The organism is Burkholderia sp. BCC1999, from assembly GCF_905339975.1.
In the GTDB taxonomy this organism is placed as follows: Bacteria; Pseudomonadota; Gammaproteobacteria; order Burkholderiales; family Burkholderiaceae; genus Burkholderia.
The window spans coordinates 16,548-32,206 of record NZ_CAJPHP010000007.1; the positions used below are offsets into that span (position 1 = coordinate 16,548).

General features: G+C 67.6%; 12 protein-coding genes. 2 read left to right on the forward strand and 10 right to left on the reverse strand.

Annotated elements, in window-relative coordinates:
* Nucleotides 1-12 precede the first annotated feature (12 nt).
* The gene (locus U5809_RS11450) at nucleotides 13-2,037 is read right to left on the reverse strand and encodes an NADPH-dependent 2,4-dienoyl-CoA reductase (protein WP_322086593.1); all 2,025 of its coding nucleotides are present in this window, start codon (nucleotides 2,035-2,037) and stop codon (nucleotides 13-15) included.
* 150 nt (nucleotides 2,038-2,187) lie between these two features.
* Between U5809_RS11450 and U5809_RS11455 the strand changes: the two genes are divergently transcribed.
* Nucleotides 2,188-2,724 (forward strand): PadR family transcriptional regulator, encoded by a 537-nt coding sequence (locus U5809_RS11455; protein WP_322086594.1) that lies wholly within the window; start codon nucleotides 2,188-2,190, stop codon nucleotides 2,722-2,724.
* Between the two features lie 116 nt (nucleotides 2,725-2,840).
* On the opposite strand, the gene U5809_RS11460 is transcribed toward U5809_RS11455, so the two are convergent.
* Together U5809_RS11460 and U5809_RS11465 are read right to left on the reverse strand one after the other, a co-directional pair.
* A complete protein-coding gene (locus U5809_RS11460; RefSeq protein WP_322086595.1) occupies nucleotides 2,841-3,257 on the reverse strand; it encodes a DoxX family protein in 417 nt (138 codons plus the stop codon).
* A 49-nt stretch (nucleotides 3,258-3,306) separates the two neighbouring features.
* A complete protein-coding gene (locus U5809_RS11465) occupies nucleotides 3,307-4,005 on the reverse strand; it encodes a pirin family protein (protein WP_322086596.1) in 699 nt (232 codons plus the stop codon).
* Nucleotides 4,006-4,184: 179 nt separating this feature from the next.
* On the opposite strand from U5809_RS11465, the gene U5809_RS11470 reads away from it, so the two are divergent.
* Nucleotides 4,185-5,102, forward strand: a complete 918-nt coding sequence (locus U5809_RS11470; protein ID WP_322086777.1) for a LysR substrate-binding domain-containing protein — start codon at nucleotides 4,185-4,187, stop codon at nucleotides 5,100-5,102.
* Between the two features lie 76 nt (nucleotides 5,103-5,178).
* Here the strand turns inward: U5809_RS11470 and U5809_RS11475 are convergent, their stop codons facing one another.
* The 7 genes from U5809_RS11475 to wecB form a co-directional block, all read right to left on the reverse strand.
* Nucleotides 5,179-6,159 carry an NADPH:quinone oxidoreductase family protein gene (locus U5809_RS11475; RefSeq protein WP_322086597.1) on the reverse strand — a complete coding sequence of 327 codons (981 nt, stop codon included), beginning with the start codon at nucleotides 6,157-6,159 and terminating at the stop codon, nucleotides 5,179-5,181.
* Nucleotides 6,160-6,307: 148 nt separating this feature from the next.
* Nucleotides 6,308-8,137 carry an acyl-CoA dehydrogenase gene (locus U5809_RS11480; RefSeq protein ID WP_322086598.1) on the reverse strand — a complete coding sequence of 610 codons (1,830 nt, stop codon included), beginning with the start codon at nucleotides 8,135-8,137 and terminating at the stop codon, nucleotides 6,308-6,310.
* A 110-nt stretch (nucleotides 8,138-8,247) separates the two neighbouring features.
* Entirely contained in the window at nucleotides 8,248-9,015 is a 768-nt protein-coding gene (locus U5809_RS11485; protein ID WP_282507209.1) for a class II aldolase/adducin family protein, read from the reverse strand.
* Between the two features lie 71 nt (nucleotides 9,016-9,086).
* Entirely contained in the window at nucleotides 9,087-11,411 is a 2,325-nt protein-coding gene (locus U5809_RS11490) for a xanthine dehydrogenase family protein molybdopterin-binding subunit (protein ID WP_322086599.1), read from the reverse strand.
* Nucleotides 11,408-11,869 (reverse strand): (2Fe-2S)-binding protein, encoded by a 462-nt coding sequence (locus tag U5809_RS11495; RefSeq protein ID WP_322086600.1) that lies wholly within the window; start codon nucleotides 11,867-11,869, stop codon nucleotides 11,408-11,410. Before U5809_RS11495 ends, U5809_RS11490 begins: the two co-directional genes overlap by 4 nt.
* Before the next feature lie 412 nt (nucleotides 11,870-12,281).
* The gene (locus U5809_RS11500; protein WP_322086601.1) at nucleotides 12,282-13,292 is read right to left on the reverse strand and encodes a zinc-binding dehydrogenase; all 1,011 of its coding nucleotides are present in this window, start codon (nucleotides 13,290-13,292) and stop codon (nucleotides 12,282-12,284) included.
* Nucleotides 13,293-13,634: 342 nt separating this feature from the next.
* Nucleotides 13,635-14,852 carry a non-hydrolyzing UDP-N-acetylglucosamine 2-epimerase gene (wecB, locus tag U5809_RS11505; protein WP_176047031.1) on the reverse strand — a complete coding sequence of 406 codons (1,218 nt, stop codon included), beginning with the start codon at nucleotides 14,850-14,852 and terminating at the stop codon, nucleotides 13,635-13,637.
* Nucleotides 14,853-15,659: the final 807 nt, after the last annotated feature.

Here is a 15,659-nt window from a genome sequence, read left to right on the forward strand (position 1 = left end):
AACGAATCGGCCTCAAAGCGTCGCGGCTAGCGTCGTGCCCTGGTGAATCGCGCGCTTCGCATCGAGCTCGGCGGCCTCGTATGCACCGCCGATCACGTGAACCTTGCATCCGGCCGCCTCCAGTTGCACGGCCAGCTCGCGCAGCGGCTCCTGCCCCGCGCAGATGATCACGTTGTCCACCGGCAGTGTCCGTTCGACGCCGTCGATCGTCACGTGCAATCCTTCGTCGTCGATGCGCCGGTACGTGACCGCCGACGACATCCCGACGCCGCGCGCCTTCAGCCCCGTGCGATGAATCCAGCCGGTGGTCTTGCCAAGCCCGTCGCCGACCTTGGACGCCTTGCGTTGCAGCAGATGCACGTGCCGCGCCGCCGGTTCGGGTCGTGCGTGACTGAGACCGCCGGCATTCGCATACGTCCGGTCGACACCCCACTCCGCGAAGAACCTGTCCGCGTCGACCCGCTCGCCGTCGCCGCGATGCACGAGATATTCCGCGACGTCGAAGCCGATGCCGCCGGCACCGACGATCGCCACGTTGCGGCCCACGGCCTTGTCGTCGCGCAACACATCGAGATAGCCGAGCGCCTTCGGATGGCCGACGCCGTCGATCGGCGGCGTGCGCGGCACGATGCCCGTCGCGATCACCACTTCGTCGAATTCGCCCTGCAGCAGCATCTCGGCGGTCGCACGCGTGTTGACGTGCAGCGTCACGCCGCGCAATTCGATCTGCCGGCGGAAATAGCGCAGCGTTTCGTTGAACTCTTCCTTGCCGGGTACCTTCTTCGCGATATTGAACTGGCCGCCGATCTCGGCACCGGCTTCGTACAGCGTCACCGCGTGACCGCGTTCGGCCGCCGTGACCGCGAAGCCGAGGCCCGCCGGCCCGGCGCCGACCACGGCAATCCGCTTGCGCTGCTGCGCGGGGCGGATCACGAGCTCGGTTTCGTGGCAGGCGCGCGGATTCACGAGACAGGACGTGATCCTGCCGCTGAACGTGTGGTCGAGGCACGCCTGGTTGCAGCCGATGCACGTGTTGATTTCGTCCGCGCGCCCTTCCCGCGCCTTGCGGACGAACTCGGCATCGGCGAGGAACGGCCGCGCCATCGACACCATGTCGCAATAGCCGTCGGCGAGCAGTTGCTCGGCCACTTCCGGCGCATTGATCCGGTTGGTCGCGACGAGCGGGATGCCGACCTTGCCCATCAGCTGCCGCGTCACCCACGCATACGCGGCGCGCGGCACCTTGGTCGCGATGGTCGGAATGCGCGCCTCGTGCCAGCCGATGCCGGTATTGAGGATCGTCGCGCCGGCCGCCTCGATCGCCTGCGCGAGACGGATCACCTCGTCGAGCGTCGAGCCGCCTTCGACGAGATCGAGCATCGACAGCCGGTAGATGACGATGAAGTGCGTGCCGACGCGCTCGCGCACGCGCCGCACGATCTCGACCGCGAAGCGGATGCGGTTCTCGTACGCGCCGCCCCACGCGTCGTCGCGATGGTTGGTGCGCGCGGCGATGAATTCATTGATCAGGTAGCCTTCGGACCCCATGATCTCGACGCCGTCGTAGCCCGCATGCTGCGCGAGCGCCGCGCAACGCACGAAGTCGGCGATCGTCTCGTCGACTTCGTCGCTGCTCAACGCATGCGGCGTGAACGGGTTGATCGGCGCCTTCAGTGCGCTGGGCGCCGCCAGCGCCGGGTGATACGCATAGCGCCCGAAATGCAGGATCTGCAGCGCGATCTTGCCGCCCTCGGCATGCACCGCACGCGTCACGACGCGATGGCGTTCGGCGTCCGCCTCGGTCGTCAGCATCGCGCCGCCCGGCGCCGGACGGCCGCGTTCGTTCGGCGCGAATCCGCCCGTGACGATCAGCCCGGCCTCGCCTCGCGCACGCTCCGCATAGAACGCCGCCATCCGCTCGAAGCCGTTCGGCGCTTCCTCGAGGCCGACATGCATCGACCCCATCAACACGCGGTTCCTGAGCGACGTGAAGCCCAGCTCGAGCGGGGTCGTCAAATGCGGATAACGGGGTGTCATCGGGGTCTCCAATTTTTATGCAACAAGTTGCACAGATAGTAGTCCGCCGCCCCGCTTTATGCAACATGTTGCATAAACATGATCATTGGCTTGTACTGTGGCCCCGATATGGCAAGATGCGATTCATTCCGCGGCCTCCTCCGATCCGACATGTCCCTGCCTCACGCACTCCTCACCGCGCTCGCCGAACGTCCCGGTTCGGGATCCGAGCTCGCCGACCGCTTCGATCGCTCGATCGGCTATTTCTGGCAGGCGACGCATCAGCAGATCTATCGCGAACTGGGGCGCATCGAGGAAGCCGGCTGGATCGAATCGCTGCCCGCCGAATCGGGGCGCGGCCGCAAGCGCGCGTACCGGATCCTGCCGGCCGGCAAGAAGGAGCTGCGCCGCTGGATCGCCGAACACGAAGATCCGACGCCGCTGCGCGAAGCGTTGATGGTGCGCCTGCGCGCGGAAGCGGTGCTCGGGCCGTCCGGCCTCGAGGACGAAATCCGGCGGCGCATTGCGCTTCACCAGGAAAAGCTCGACCTGTATCTGAAGATCGAGGCACGCGATTTTCCGGAAGGTGCCGACTCGCGTGCGAAACGCCTGCAGCATCTGGTGCTGCAGGCCGGTATCGCGAACGAGCGGTTCTGGGTCGAGTTTTCCCAGGACGCGCTCGACACGCTGCGCCTGCCGAAGGATTGAACCGGGTTCGTGCCTGCTGCGCGGGGCTGCCGGCGTTCGACCGGACAGCGTGTTCGCGCTGCGCGCGATCGGTGCGCGATCGGTGCGCGTCGACGGCGCGCACCGGCCGCTCCGGCTCATGCCGCCGGGGCGATACGCAGCGCGGTGCGTGCATTCCGCGCATCGAGGCTGAACGCGCCCGCGCCGAAGTACGCGATCTGCAGCAGGCCGCCGGCCATCATCACGTTCTTCAGGAAGTGAATCATCTGGTTCTGGTCGGCAAAGTTGTGGTGGAAGAACACGGCGGTCACGAGGCTGAACAGCGCCATCGCCAGCGCCACGGGGCGCGCCCGGTAACCCGACATCAGCAGCACCCCACCGCCCGCCTCGACGAGCACCGCGACCACGAAGGCGAGCGATGGCGCCGGCAGGCCGACGGAGGCGATGTAACCGACGGTGGTCGCGTGTGCGGCCAGCTTGCTCAAGCCGCTCATCAGAAACGGCGCGCCGATCAGAATGCGGCCGAGCAGCGGAAGATACTTGTAACGATCCATGATGTACTCCTGAAATGAAATGATTCGGTGGACTGATAAATAAAGGCATTCAGCCGGCGTCCACCATCACCAGCTCGGAATCTTCAACCGCGACGATGTCGAGCGCGGCTTCGTTCGTGATCGCGACGCCGTCGAGCGGCCCCACGCGTTCTCCGTTCACTTCGATGCGCCCCGAAGCCGCGACGAGATAGGCGCGGCGCGTGGCACCCAATGCCTGCCTGACCTGCTCGCCCGCCTTCAACGTGGCACCGAGCACGCGTGCATCGGCACGGATCGGCAACGCGCCTTCGTCGCCGGCATAGCCGCTCGCCAGCACGACGAAACGCCCGGACCGCTCGCCCCTCGGAAACTGCTTCGTGCCCCATCCGGGCACGCCGCCGTTTGTACGGGGCAGCAGCCAGATCTGGTAGAGCTTGAGCGGCGTATCACCCCGGTTGAACTCCGCGTGCCGGATGCCCTTGCCTGCGCTCATGACCTGCACGTCGCCCACGTCGATCGTGCCCTCCGACCCAAGCGTGTCGCGATGACCGAGCACGCCCTGCCGCACGTACGTGATGATTTCCACGTCGCGGTGCCCGTGCATCGGGAACCCGCTGCCGACGGCGATCTCGTCGTCGTTCCACACGATCAGCGGTCCCAGCGGCGCATGCTCGGGCGTGCCGTCGGCCGTCACCGCAAAGTGGTACTTCGCGCGCAGCCAGCCGTGATTCGCCGTATCCAGCGATGCCCAACGCCGATGCGTCAACATGTCCGACTCCTTTTCCTGCTGCCCGAACGACGGGCGGTTGCCTGGCGGTGCCTTGCTGGTTTCTGCACGGCACCGAACTTGGGATGAATGCTAATTTCGCAAAGATCGATCGCATATCTCCTGAACGGCAACGTATCATTGCCTCCAATAGAACGATCTGGCCGAACGGAGCCGCCGCCATGAACCCCATCGCCGACCTGAACGATCTCCGGCTGTTCGCGGAAGTGGTTGAACACGGCAGCTTCACGGCCGCCGCCCGCAGCCTCGGCGCGCAAACGTCGAAGCTCAGCCGGCGCATCCGCGCGCTCGAGGAGGAACTCGGCGTGCGGCTGCTCAATCGCACGAGCCGCAGCCTGTCACTGACGGAAACCGGGCGGCAGTTCCATCAGCATTGCGTCGCGCTGGTCGCCGAATCCCAAGCGGCGAAAGACATCGTGGACCGCACGCGCACGCAGCCACAGGGCACCGTGCGCATCAGTTGCCCGGTCGGCTTGTTGAGTTCGGGTGTCGCCGCGATCGTCGCGCGCTATATCGAGCGCAATCCGCAGGTGCAGGTGCGACTCGATGCGACCAACCGGCGGGTCGACGTGGTCGAGGAAGGGCTGGATTTCGCGATCCGTGTGCGGGTGCCGCCGCTGGAGAACACCGATCTCGCGGTTCGGCAGCTCGGGCTGTCGTACCGGATTCTCGTGGCGAGCCCGGCACTGGCCTCGCGCTTTCCGGCGCCCGCGTCGATCGACAGCCTGAAGGACTGGCCGACGGTGTCGACGGCCAGCAACGGCGACCGGTTCGTGTGGAACCTGACGGACGCCGACGGGCGCGCCATCTCGTTCTCACATCGGCCACGACTGGCGACCGACGATCTCGCAAGCCTGCGGCTTGCCGCGCTCGACGGAATCGGCGTGGCCGAATTGCCGCGAGATCTGGTCAGCGCCGACCTTCACGCCGGCCGGCTGCTCCACCTGCTGCCCGCGCTGTCGGCACCGACGGCACTCGTCCACGCGATCTTCCCGACGCGACGCGGGATGGTGCCCGCGGTGCGCCATCTGCTCGACGCGCTCGTTGCGGGCTTCGAGGAGCTGAACCGGGTCGCATAGTGGCCGCCGGCACGGCCGCACCGGCGTCGCAACGGCGCACGCGGCGCGCATCGTGCCGCCGTGCGCCGGGCCGCAATCACGCGCCCGGCAGGATCACCACCTTGCCCTTTACCTGCCGGTTCGCCATCCGCGCGATCGCATCGGCCGCGCCGGCCAGCGGCACGCGCTCGGTGATCGCCGGTCGCACCTTGCCGGCCGCGAACCATTCGGCGAGCAGCCGCATGTTCGCGACATGCTGCGCCGGGTCGCGGCGCACCGCATCGCCCCAGAACACGCCGAGAATGTCGCGCTCCTTGAGCAGCGCGAGATTCAGCGCGAGCTTCGGAATCTCGCCGGCCGCGAAACCGACCACGAGGAACCGGCCGCGCCACGCCGTCGCGCGCAGTGCCGGTTCGCTGTACGCGCCGCCGACCGGATCGTAGACGACGTCGGCACCGCGCCCGCCGGTCAGTTCGTCCACGCGGCGGCGCAGGTCCTCGGTCGCATAGTCGATCGTCTCGTCGGCGCCCGCCTCGCGGCACAGTGCGAGCTTGTCCGCGTTCGACGCCGCCGCGATCACACGCGCGCCGAGCGCCTTCGCGATCTCGATCGCGGCGACACCGACCCCGCCCGCCGCACCCAGCACGAGCAGCGTTTCGCCCGCCTGCAACCGCGCGCGCTGCTGCAACGCGTGCAGCGACGTGCCGTACGCGAGCACGAGCGACGCACCCTGCTCGAACGACATGCCTGGCGGCAGCGCGGCGATCTGGTGCACGTCGGCCACGCACTGCTCCGCGAACCCGCCGTGCCCGGTAAACGCAACCACGGCGTCGCCAGGCCGCCACGCGGTCACGCCGGCGCCGACCGCGTCGATCACGCCGGCGAACTCGGCGCCCGGCGAGAACGGCAGCGCCGGCTTCACCTGATACAACCCCTGGACGATCAGCGCGTCGGGGAAATTGAGCGACGCCGCCTTCACCTGGATCCGCACCTGGCCGGCAGCCGGTTCGGGAATCGCCACGTCATCGATACGCAAACTGTCGATCGGGCCGAATGCGGTACACAGCAGGGCTTTCATGCGCTTCTCTCTCCTTGCGCGGCGCGGCCGCGCATCGGTACGGTCGGCGGGATGCCCCCGCCCGGCCGGTTCGCGACGCGCACGCGATGGCCGGCAAAGCCGGCACCCGCGATATCGTCCGCATTCCGGAATGTCGGTGACGTAACGTTCAGAACCACGCGTCGCGCATGTCGAGCGTCGTCGTGTCGACGCTCGACAGCAGGTCGAGCTGCGCATCCACCTTCGGTAACTCCCAAGTGAAAAAATACCGGGCCGCCGCACGTTTGCCGTCGTGGAAATCGCCGCCGTGCCCGTGCGCCGCAAGCGTCACGTCGAGCCACAGCCATGCAACGACGAGATGGCCGAACGCTTCGAGATAGACGCTCGCGTTCGCCAGCCGCGTCTGCGGATCGCCGATCGCGCTCAATTGCTGCGTGACGTCGCGCAGTCGCGTCCAGCGCCGTACCAGCGCATCGGCCTGCTCGCGCGTGCCGCCATCCATCGCCCGCGCACGCTCGACCGTCGCGCCGATCCGTGCGTCGAGCGCACGCAGCAGCGCACCGTCGTCGTGCACGACCTTGCGGCCCAGCAGGTCGAGCGCCTGGATCCCGTGCGTGCCTTCGTGAATCGGATTCAACCGGTTGTCGCGGTAGAGCCGCTCGACCGCGTAGTCGCGTGTGTAGCCGTAACCGCCGTGCACCTGGATCGCGAGGTCGTTCGCGGCGAGACACCACTGCGACGGCCAGCTTTTCGCAATCGGCGTAAGGATGTCGAGCAGGCGCGTCGCCTGCGCGCGCACCGCCTCGTCGTCATGCGCGCGGGCTTCGTCGACCAACTTCGCGCAGTACAGGATCAGCGCGAGACCGCCTTCGACATAGGCCTTCTGCGCGAGCAGCATGCGCCGCACGTCCGGATGTTCGACGATCGGCGCCTGCGGCGCGGCCGCATCCTTGCCCGCCGGCCCGAGCGGACGCCCCTGCGGCCGGTTGCGCGCATAGTCGAGCGCGTGCAGATAACCGGTATAGCCGAGCGCCACCGCGCCCGCGCCGACACCGATGCGCGCCTCGTTCATCATGTGGAACATGTACGCGAGGCCGTGGTTCGGCTGGCCGACCAGATAACCGATCGCGCCCGCCCGCCCTTCGGGACGATAGCGCGTGCCTTCGCCGAAGTTCAGCAGGCAGTTGGTCGTGCCGCGATAGCCCATCTTGTGGTTCAGCCCGGCGAGCACGACGTCGTTGTGTTCGCCCTGAGCGCGACCGTCGGTGCCCGGCAGGTACTTGGGCACGATGAACAGCGAGATGCCGCGCGTGCCGGGCTGCAGCCGGCCGTGTTCGTCGGGAATCTTCGCGAGCACGAGGTGGACGATGTTCTCCGCCAGCTCGTGTTCGCCGCCGGAAATCCACATCTTGTTGCCAGTCAGCCGGTAGCGCGGGCCGAGCGGCGAATCGCCCTCGAAATCCGCGCGCGTCGCGATGTCGGACAGCGACGAGCCGGCTTGCGGCTCGGACAGGCACATCGTGCCGAGAAAACGCCCTTCCAGTTCCGGGCGCGCGAACGTGTCGATCTGCGCGGGGTTGCCGTGCGCGACGAGCAGGTTCGCATTGGCGACGGTCAGGAACGGATAGGCAGCCGTTGCGATGTTCGCGGCCTGAAAGAACAGGAACGACGCGGCTTCGACCAGTTTCGGCAGGCGCATGCCGCCGAGCGCTTCGTCATGGCCCGCGGCGATCAGCCCGGCATCCGCGAACGCGCGCACGGCCGGTTCGACTTCAGGGATCAGCGTCACGCGCTCGCCGTCGAACTGCGGCTCCTCGCGATCGCCGCGCGCCGCATGCGGCGCGAACAGATCCTCGGCAATCCGCTCGCTGGTGTCGAGCACCGCATCGAAAGTCTCGCGACTGTGCTCCGCGAAACGCGGCAGCGTGACGAGCGCTTCGGCGTCGAGCCAGTCATACAGCAGGAACGCGAGATCGCGTCGCGACATCAACAGGCTCATCGTGCTGCCTCCAGGGGTGCCGGCCGTGTCAGCCGAATGAAGGGTTTCATGACCGCAAGTGCTGGCGGCAAATTTAGCACGGTCGTTCGAAAACGACAACGACGAGCGAGCTAGTCCGCGTAGCCGGGATTGCGTCGATCGAGCCGGCGCAGCAGGCCGGGCCAGACAAGCGCCCCGGCGCCCATTCCGCGCGTGACCGCGGCGATCTGCTGCCGGATGCCGTCGAGAATCGGTTGCGCGATCGGCAGCAGCGCCGAACCGCCGGCCTGCGCGCGGACCTGGATCATGCAGGCCGCCTCGAAGAAGTACATCGCGACGAACGCGTCGGCCGGCGTCGCACCGACCGTCAACAACCCGTGATTGCGCAGCATCAGGTTCGTGTTGCCGCCGAGGTCGCGCACGAGGCGCGCCTTCTCGCCCTCGTTGAGCGCGATGCCTTCGTAATCGTGATACCCGAGCGAGGCCAGCACGCCGAGCGACTGCTGCGACAGCGGCAACAAGCCGGCCTCCTGCGCCGACACGGCGACGCCGTTGATCGAATGCGTATGCATCACGCACAGCGCGTCATCGCGGGCCGCATGCACCGCGCTGTGAATCGTGAAGCCGGCCGGGTTGATCTCGTACGGCGATTCCGACACCTTGCGACCGTCGAGATCGATCTTGACCAGCGACGACGCCGTGATCTCGTCGAACATCATCCCGTACGGGTTGATCAGGAAATGGTGTTCCGGGCCGGGCACGCGCGCAGAAATATGGGTGAACACGAGATCGTCCCAGCCGAACAGCGCGGTCAGGCGATAGGCCGCCGCCAGGTTGACTCGCGCATCCCATTCGGCGGAAGAAACCGCCTGCTTCACACTGACATCGGATGAGGCCACGTCACACTCCTTGTCGACAGGTTGGTGCGAATCGGGCCGCATGATGCGGCCCGGTGCGGGGGTATTGTGCGTCAACTCGCCAGTGGCTTCGCGAGCTGATCGGCAACCGGCAGGCTGCGGATGCGCGTGCCGGTCGCCGCGAAGATCGCATTGGTCAGCGCCGGCGCAACGGGCGGCAGGCCCGGCTCGCCGACGCCGCCGAGCGGCGCCGTGAAGTCGTCCGGCGCGACGAGATGCACGCGGATTTCACGCGGCGCCTCGTTCATTCTCAGCACCTGGAAGCCGTTGAAGTTGCTCTGCTCCGGGTGGCCGTCCTTGAACGTGATCTCGCCATGCAGCGCGATGCCGAGCCCCATCACCACCGCGCCCTCGAGCTGCGAGCGCACGCGCTCCGGATTGACCTGCGGCCCGCAGTCGATCGCAATGTCGACGCGCGGCACCGTGATCCTGCCGTCCGCGCCGACCTGCACCTCGCAAACGGCCGCCGTGTACGACACGAAGCTGCGGTGCGCGGCGATCCCGAGCCCGTGCCCCTTCGGCAGCTTGCGCCCCCAGCCGGCTTCGCGCGCGACCGTCTCGACCACGCGCCGCAGCCGCCCCGTATCGACCGGATACAGCGCGGGATCCTCGCCGTAGTTCACGTTCTTCACCGTGATGTGCGGCTCGAAACGCCGCGCGGGCCCGATCAGCTCGAGCAGGAAATCCTTCGGATCGCGGCCGGCCGCATGCGCGAGTTCCGACACGAAGCTCTGGATGCCGAACGCATGCGGGATGTTGTAGACCGAACGGAACCAGCCGATCCGCGTGTGCCCAACGGCCGCCGGGTTTTCGATCCGCACGTTCGGAATCGCGAACGGCAGATCCGCGATCCCTTGCGCGAGTTCGCCTGGCTGCTCGTGCACGACGCCCGGCTTGAAGGTCGACTGGATCGACGGCGCGACCGTGCGATGCTGCCACGCGACCACTTTCCCAGACGCATCGATCCCGCCGTCGAACGCTTCGAGCGACACCGCGTGGAAATAGTCGTGCGCGATGTCGTCCTCGCGCGTGAACGTCAGCTTCACGGGCGCGCCGACCGCCTTCGACAGCAGCGCGGCCTCCACCACGTAATCGGGTTTCGACTTGCGGCCGAACCCGCCGCCGAGCAGCGTCACGTTGACGGTCACGCGCTCGGCCGGCAACGCGAGCGCCTTCGCGATCTCGTCGCGCGTGGTCTGCGGCGCCTGCGTACAGGTCCATACTTCGCAGCGGCCGTCGGCGACGCGCGCGACGGCCGCGGGCGGCTCCATCGTCGCGTGTGCGAGATGCGGGATGTAGTACGTCGCGCGCACGCGTTTCGCGGCGCCGGCGAGCGCCGCGGCCGCATCGCCGTCGTTGCGGATCACGTCGCCCGGCTGCGCGGCGGCCGCTTCGAGCGTCTTGCGATATTCGGTCGAGTCGTAGCCCGCGTTGGGGCCGTGCTTCCAGTCGATCTTCAACTGCGCGCGCGCCTGGATGGCCGTCCACGTGTCGCGCGCGACGACGGCCACGCCGCCGAGCGGCTGGAAGCCGGACGGCAGCGGCGCCGACGCGAGCTGCACGACCTTGACGACGCCCGGCAGCTTTTCGGCCGCCGCTGCGTCGAACGACGCGACCGTGTCGCCGTAGGCCGGCGGTCGCGCAACGACCGCATACAGCATCCCGTCGAGCCGCGTGTCGATCCCGTAGTGCGCGCGGCCGCCGACGATGTCGCGCCCGTCGATCAGCGCGGTCTCACCCTTGCCGATGTAGCGGAATTCGGCCGGCGCCTTCAACGCGAGTGTCTTCGTATCGGGTACCGGCAACGCGGCCGCTTTCGCCGCGAGCTCGCCGAAGCCGAGCGTGCGCCCGCTCTTCGTGTCGACGACCTCGTGCACCGTCGCCCTGACCTGCCCCACATCGACGCCCCACGCGGTCGCGGCGGCCTGCTCGAGCATCGTGCGCGCGGCCGCACCGGCCCGGCGCAGCGCGGCGAAGCTCTGGCGCAAACTGCGCGACCCGTCGGTGTTCTGGTTGCCGTAGCGCGGCTCGTCGCCGACGGCCTGCGCGACCTTCACGCGCGCCCAGTCGGCGCCCAGCTCGTCGGCAACCACGAGTGCGACGCTCGTGCGCACACCCTGTCCCATCTCCGAGCGGATGCAGGTCACGGTCACGGTGCCGTCCGGGGCGATCGCGACGAACAGGTGCGGATCGTCGCGCAACCCGTGCGGCATCCCGGCACCGCCGTATTGCGGATTCGCGCTGACAGGCGGCTGCACCGGCGCAGCAGCATGCACGAGCGACGGCACGCCGAATGCGAGCAGCAGCCCGCCGGACGCGAAGCCGAGCAGCAGCGCGCGACGGCTTTCGTTGTGGACGGAGAGTTCGCGCGCGCTCATGCGGCGCCTCCGCGGCGCACGGCCAGCCGGATCGCCGCGCGAATGCGCGTGTAGGTGCCGCAGCGGCAGATGTTGCCGGACATCGCATCGTCGATGTCGGCGTCGCTCGGGTGGGGATTCGTTTTCAGCAGCGACGCGGCCTGCATGATCTGCCCGGACTGGCAGTAGCCGCATTGCGCGACGTTCAGTTCCTGCCACGCCTGCTGCAGCGGATGGGTCAGGTCCGTCGACAGCCCCTCGATCGTCGTCACGCGCTTGGCCGTCGCCGCCGCAACGGGCGTGATGCAGGACCGGATCGCGACGCCGTCGAGATGCACGGTACACGCGCCGCACAGCGCCATCCCGCAGCCGAACTTGGTGCCGGTATGGCCGAGGACGTCGCGCAGATACCAGAGCAACGGCATGTCGGGATTGCCGTCGAAGTGCTGCTCGCTACCGTTGACGGTCAGCGTGATCATCGTTCACCTCCTGGTCGAGGCGCCCGCGTCGCACCGCGGGTGCCGTGTGGGGATTCGAACGGTGCCGACCCGGCACCGCCTGGTGGACTGCTTCGCCGGAAGAACGGCGCTGGATCTGCTATCGGTGCCGATGACTGCCGGGCGTACGACGCCGGTCGAAAGCGGGCGCCCGCGGGTCCCGATTCTGCCCCACGCAAACCGTCACTCAGGCAACGCGATCCTGTCGGCGCTGCCAGAAACGGCACCGCGGAACATCGTCGCCCGTGCGCGACGCCCCGCCCGGACGGCTGCGACATCGCCCGCGGCAGGCGGATTCGTATGGGGATTGAGCCGGGCTTCAACTTTAACCGATGCGCGGCGGTTTTGCGCCGGCGCGCCGGATGCGGCGCTTCACATGCGTCGATCGCTTCCGTTACCCGACGAGCACCACCGGCTTGCCGGAAAACCGCCGCTGCCGAAGCCCTTCCAGTTGCCCGGGCAGCTGGGCGAAATCGCCCGTGACGCGTGCCTCGGGTTGCATCCGGCCGTTCGCGACGCTCGCCAGCAGCATGCTGCCCGCCGCTGTCGTTTCGAGCCACGCGGCGTCATCGCCGTACGTATGCAACGCATTCAACGCGACCTCGTGAAGCGACACGCTCGATGTGAACGGCGGCAGCGGCGGCGCATCGAAGCGCCCCTGAATGCAGACGATGTGCCCGTTGGCCGCAACCGCGGGCGCCCACCGGGCGGCGCTTTGCGCATCGATGCTATCGAACACCGCGTAGAAGTGTCGTGCCGGTTCGTGCCCGGCGTCGACGGATCCCTCGGCCGAGCCCGGCAGGAAACGGCTTGCACCTCGCGCGCGCAGCCGTTCCCAATGCCGCTCATGGCTCGACACCGACACCACGAAGCCACGATCGGCGGCGATCTGCACCAGGTAGTTGCCGACCGCGCCGCCGGCTCCGCTGACGAGGATGTCCCTCGACACGCGACACGGCACTTTTTCGAGCGCCTGCCACGCGGTCAGCGCCGGGCACGGAACGCTCGCCGCCGTCTCGAAATCGAGCGCCTCGGGCACCGTCAACAGCACGGACGCGGCAACCGGCGTGTATTCCGCGAAACTGCCGTGTTCGCCGAGCGCCTGATGATAGGCCACGCGGCGGCCGAGCAAGTGACGCATCGGCTCGCTTGCGACCGCGACCACCGTCCCCGCGCCGTCGACACCGGGCACGTGCCCGTGACGCCAGCTCACCAGTGCGCCGCCGAGCACTTTCCAGTCAACCGGGTTGAGGCCGATGGCATGGTTGCGCACCAGCACCTGGCCGGGTTTCAGCGTCGGCATCGGCCGTTGTTCGAGATGCAGCTGCGCGGGATGCTCGCTGCCTTGCCAGGTCCATGCGTGATAGCGGGCCGGCAACGATGCTTGATGAGTGGATTGGGTCATGGAAATCGGCGTGATGTGAGACGCGATCGGCGGCGGCAACAAGGCCGCACCCGTGCGGCATGCGTCGCGACGGACGATCGACGATCGGAGGCATCGGATCCCCTGCATCGAGGCAGCCTGGACTTCAACGTGAATGCGGGCCGATGCGGGGCGGGTATCCGCTGAAGTATCCGTGCCCGGCGCCGTACCGGGAAAGGGAGATTCGACGAAAACACTTTTGAACCCGGCGGGAAAATTCGTCCCGGGTCGCGCAAATGCAGGGATCCGGCCGGCCTGACGGCCGAACCGGATCCTTGCGTGACGGCAACGAACGATACGGGAGATGCTGTCGCGTCACCCGGCTCACGGCGACCGCAGCGCCTGCAACCCCAGCGTGAGCGCGTTGAACGGCATCTCCGCGGCCCCCATCGAGAAGCTCGTCGTCTTCGTCGTCACGCCCGGCGTGCGCATCAGCGCGTGAACGATTCGCTCGCTCGCGTGACCGTCGCCATACGGATTGCTCGCGCGCGACATTTCCTCGTAGGCGCTCTCGCTGTCGAACAGGCGCGATGCCTCCCACACGATCCGCTCCTGGTCCGTGCCGACGAGCCGCGCGGTGCCGGCCTGGATCGCCTCGGGCCGCTCGGTCGTCTCGCGCGTGACGAGCACCGGCTTGCCGAGCGCCGGCCCCTCTTCCTGAATGCCGCCCGAATCGGTGATGATGAAATGGGCGCGGGACATCAGGAATACGAACGACAGGTATTCCTGCGGTTCGATCAGGTAGATGTTCGGCACGCCGCCGAGCCGCGCGCGCGCCGGCTCCCGCACGTTCGGATTCATGTGCAGCGGATAGACGAACTGCGCGTCGCGATAGCGGCCGGCGAGCGTACAGAGCGCCTCGCAGAAATGCTGGAACGGCTCACCGAAACTCTCGCGGCGATGGCCGGTGATCAGCACGACGCGCCGCGACGGCTCGAGAAACGGAAAATACGCGGCAACCTTGTCCGACAGCGTGGACGTGCGGTCGAGCATGCGCTTGACCTCGTGCAATGCATCGATCACGGTATTGCCGGTCAGCGAGACGCCGCTCCCCGGCACGCCCTCGCTGAGCAGGTTGTCGCGCGCCTGCCCCGTCGGCGCGAAATGCCACGACGACACCGCATCGGTCACGCGGCGATTCAGTTCCTCCGGCCACGGCGACCAGATGTCGCCGCTGCGCAACCCGGCCTCCACGTGCCCGACCGGCAGATAACGGTAGAACGCAGCAAGGCTGACCGCGAGCGTGGTGGTCGTATCGCCGTGCACCAGCACGACATCCGGACGCAAATCGTCGAAGACCATGCCGATCGCCTGAAGAATGCCGGTCGTCACGTCGGTCAGCGTCTGGCTTTGCCGCATCAGGTTGAGATCGTAGTCGGGCTTGATGTCGAACAGCGTCAGCACCTGGTCGAGCATTTCCCGATGCTGCGCGGTCACGCACACCCGGGCGTCGACATCCGCCTGCGCCTTCAGCGCGCGAACCAGCGGCGCCATCTTGATGGCCTCCGGCCGAGTCCCGAACACAAGCAAGATCTTCTTCATCGTTATCCTCGTTTAGCCACTTCGCGCGGATGACCCTGCACGTGGCGCGAAGCATGTATTCAGGCGGCGCTTCCCGTACTCGCACGCGGTCAGCACGTGGCGATGTCGCGAGGCGAGCGCGCCGCCCTGTCCGCGCGGTCCCGGCCACGCGAATCGTCGTACTACCGGCGTCCCGTTGCACTGATCAGTCACGTCATGAGTCGTTCCTCGCTGTGTCGAGCGTCACGTCGGTTCGTCACGTTGCTTCCACACCAGCAATATTCAAACCAGCCGCACTGCAGCCGGGCCCGGTCTGCGCGACGCGCACCGCACACGCACGAGGGGTTACGGAATGTTTCACAACTGCTACGGGCCGTCTCATCGACGAATCGGCACGACAACGATAAACAGCCGACCGACCGACCGATCCGTCTGACGACGTCGTCCGATGAATCGCGAATGCATGTCGCGCGCCGATGGCTCATCGAACTGCCTGCCTCTTTCGAAACGCTTTGCGTCGTCTCGATTCGGCACTTTTGTCAGTGCAGCGCGCGGCGTGCACATGGCGGCCGGCCACGGTCAGGTGCGCGCGGTTTCCCCAACACGAGGCGTCGCTTGCGTCGCACGAATCGATGCGTGGGAAATGTTGCGAATGTGTAACGCAGATCCGGCGCGTTCTGATACATCGGAGTCCGGTGTATTCGGTGCGGACCACGGCGATCGCCGGGTTCGCCTGCGGGGCACCGCGCGCGCGGCCAGCGACGCACGACGGCGCGTCTCGCCAGGCCGCATCGGACAAGGCGGCCGCGACTCGTTAGACAAACCGCC

Bases quoted from the DNA above. Each gene is read 5' to 3' on its own strand.
- U5809_RS11450 (WP_322086593.1), bottom strand. From the start codon at position 2,037: ATGACACCCCGTTATCCGCATTTGACGACCCCGCTCGAGCTGGGCTTC.
- U5809_RS11455 (WP_322086594.1), top strand. From the start codon at position 2,188: ATGTCCCTGCCTCACGCACTCCTCACCGCGCTCGCCGAACGTCCCGGT.
- U5809_RS11460 (WP_322086595.1), bottom strand. From the start codon at position 3,257: ATGGATCGTTACAAGTATCTTCCGCTGCTCGGCCGCATTCTGATCGGC.
- U5809_RS11465 (WP_322086596.1), bottom strand. From the start codon at position 4,005: ATGTTGACGCATCGGCGTTGGGCATCGCTGGATACGGCGAATCACGGC.
- U5809_RS11470 (WP_322086777.1), top strand. From the start codon at position 4,185: ATGAACCCCATCGCCGACCTGAACGATCTCCGGCTGTTCGCGGAAGTG.
- U5809_RS11475 (WP_322086597.1), bottom strand. From the start codon at position 6,159: ATGAAAGCCCTGCTGTGTACCGCATTCGGCCCGATCGACAGTTTGCGT.
- U5809_RS11480 (WP_322086598.1), bottom strand. From the start codon at position 8,137: ATGAGCCTGTTGATGTCGCGACGCGATCTCGCGTTCCTGCTGTATGAC.
- U5809_RS11490 (WP_322086599.1), bottom strand. From the start codon at position 11,411: ATGAGCGCGCGCGAACTCTCCGTCCACAACGAAAGCCGTCGCGCGCTG.
- U5809_RS11495 (WP_322086600.1), bottom strand. From the start codon at position 11,869: ATGATCACGCTGACCGTCAACGGTAGCGAGCAGCACTTCGACGGCAAT.
- U5809_RS11500 (WP_322086601.1), bottom strand. From the start codon at position 13,292: ATGACCCAATCCACTCATCAAGCATCGTTGCCGGCCCGCTATCACGCA.
- wecB (WP_176047031.1), bottom strand. From the start codon at position 14,852: ATGAAGAAGATCTTGCTTGTGTTCGGGACTCGGCCGGAGGCCATCAAG.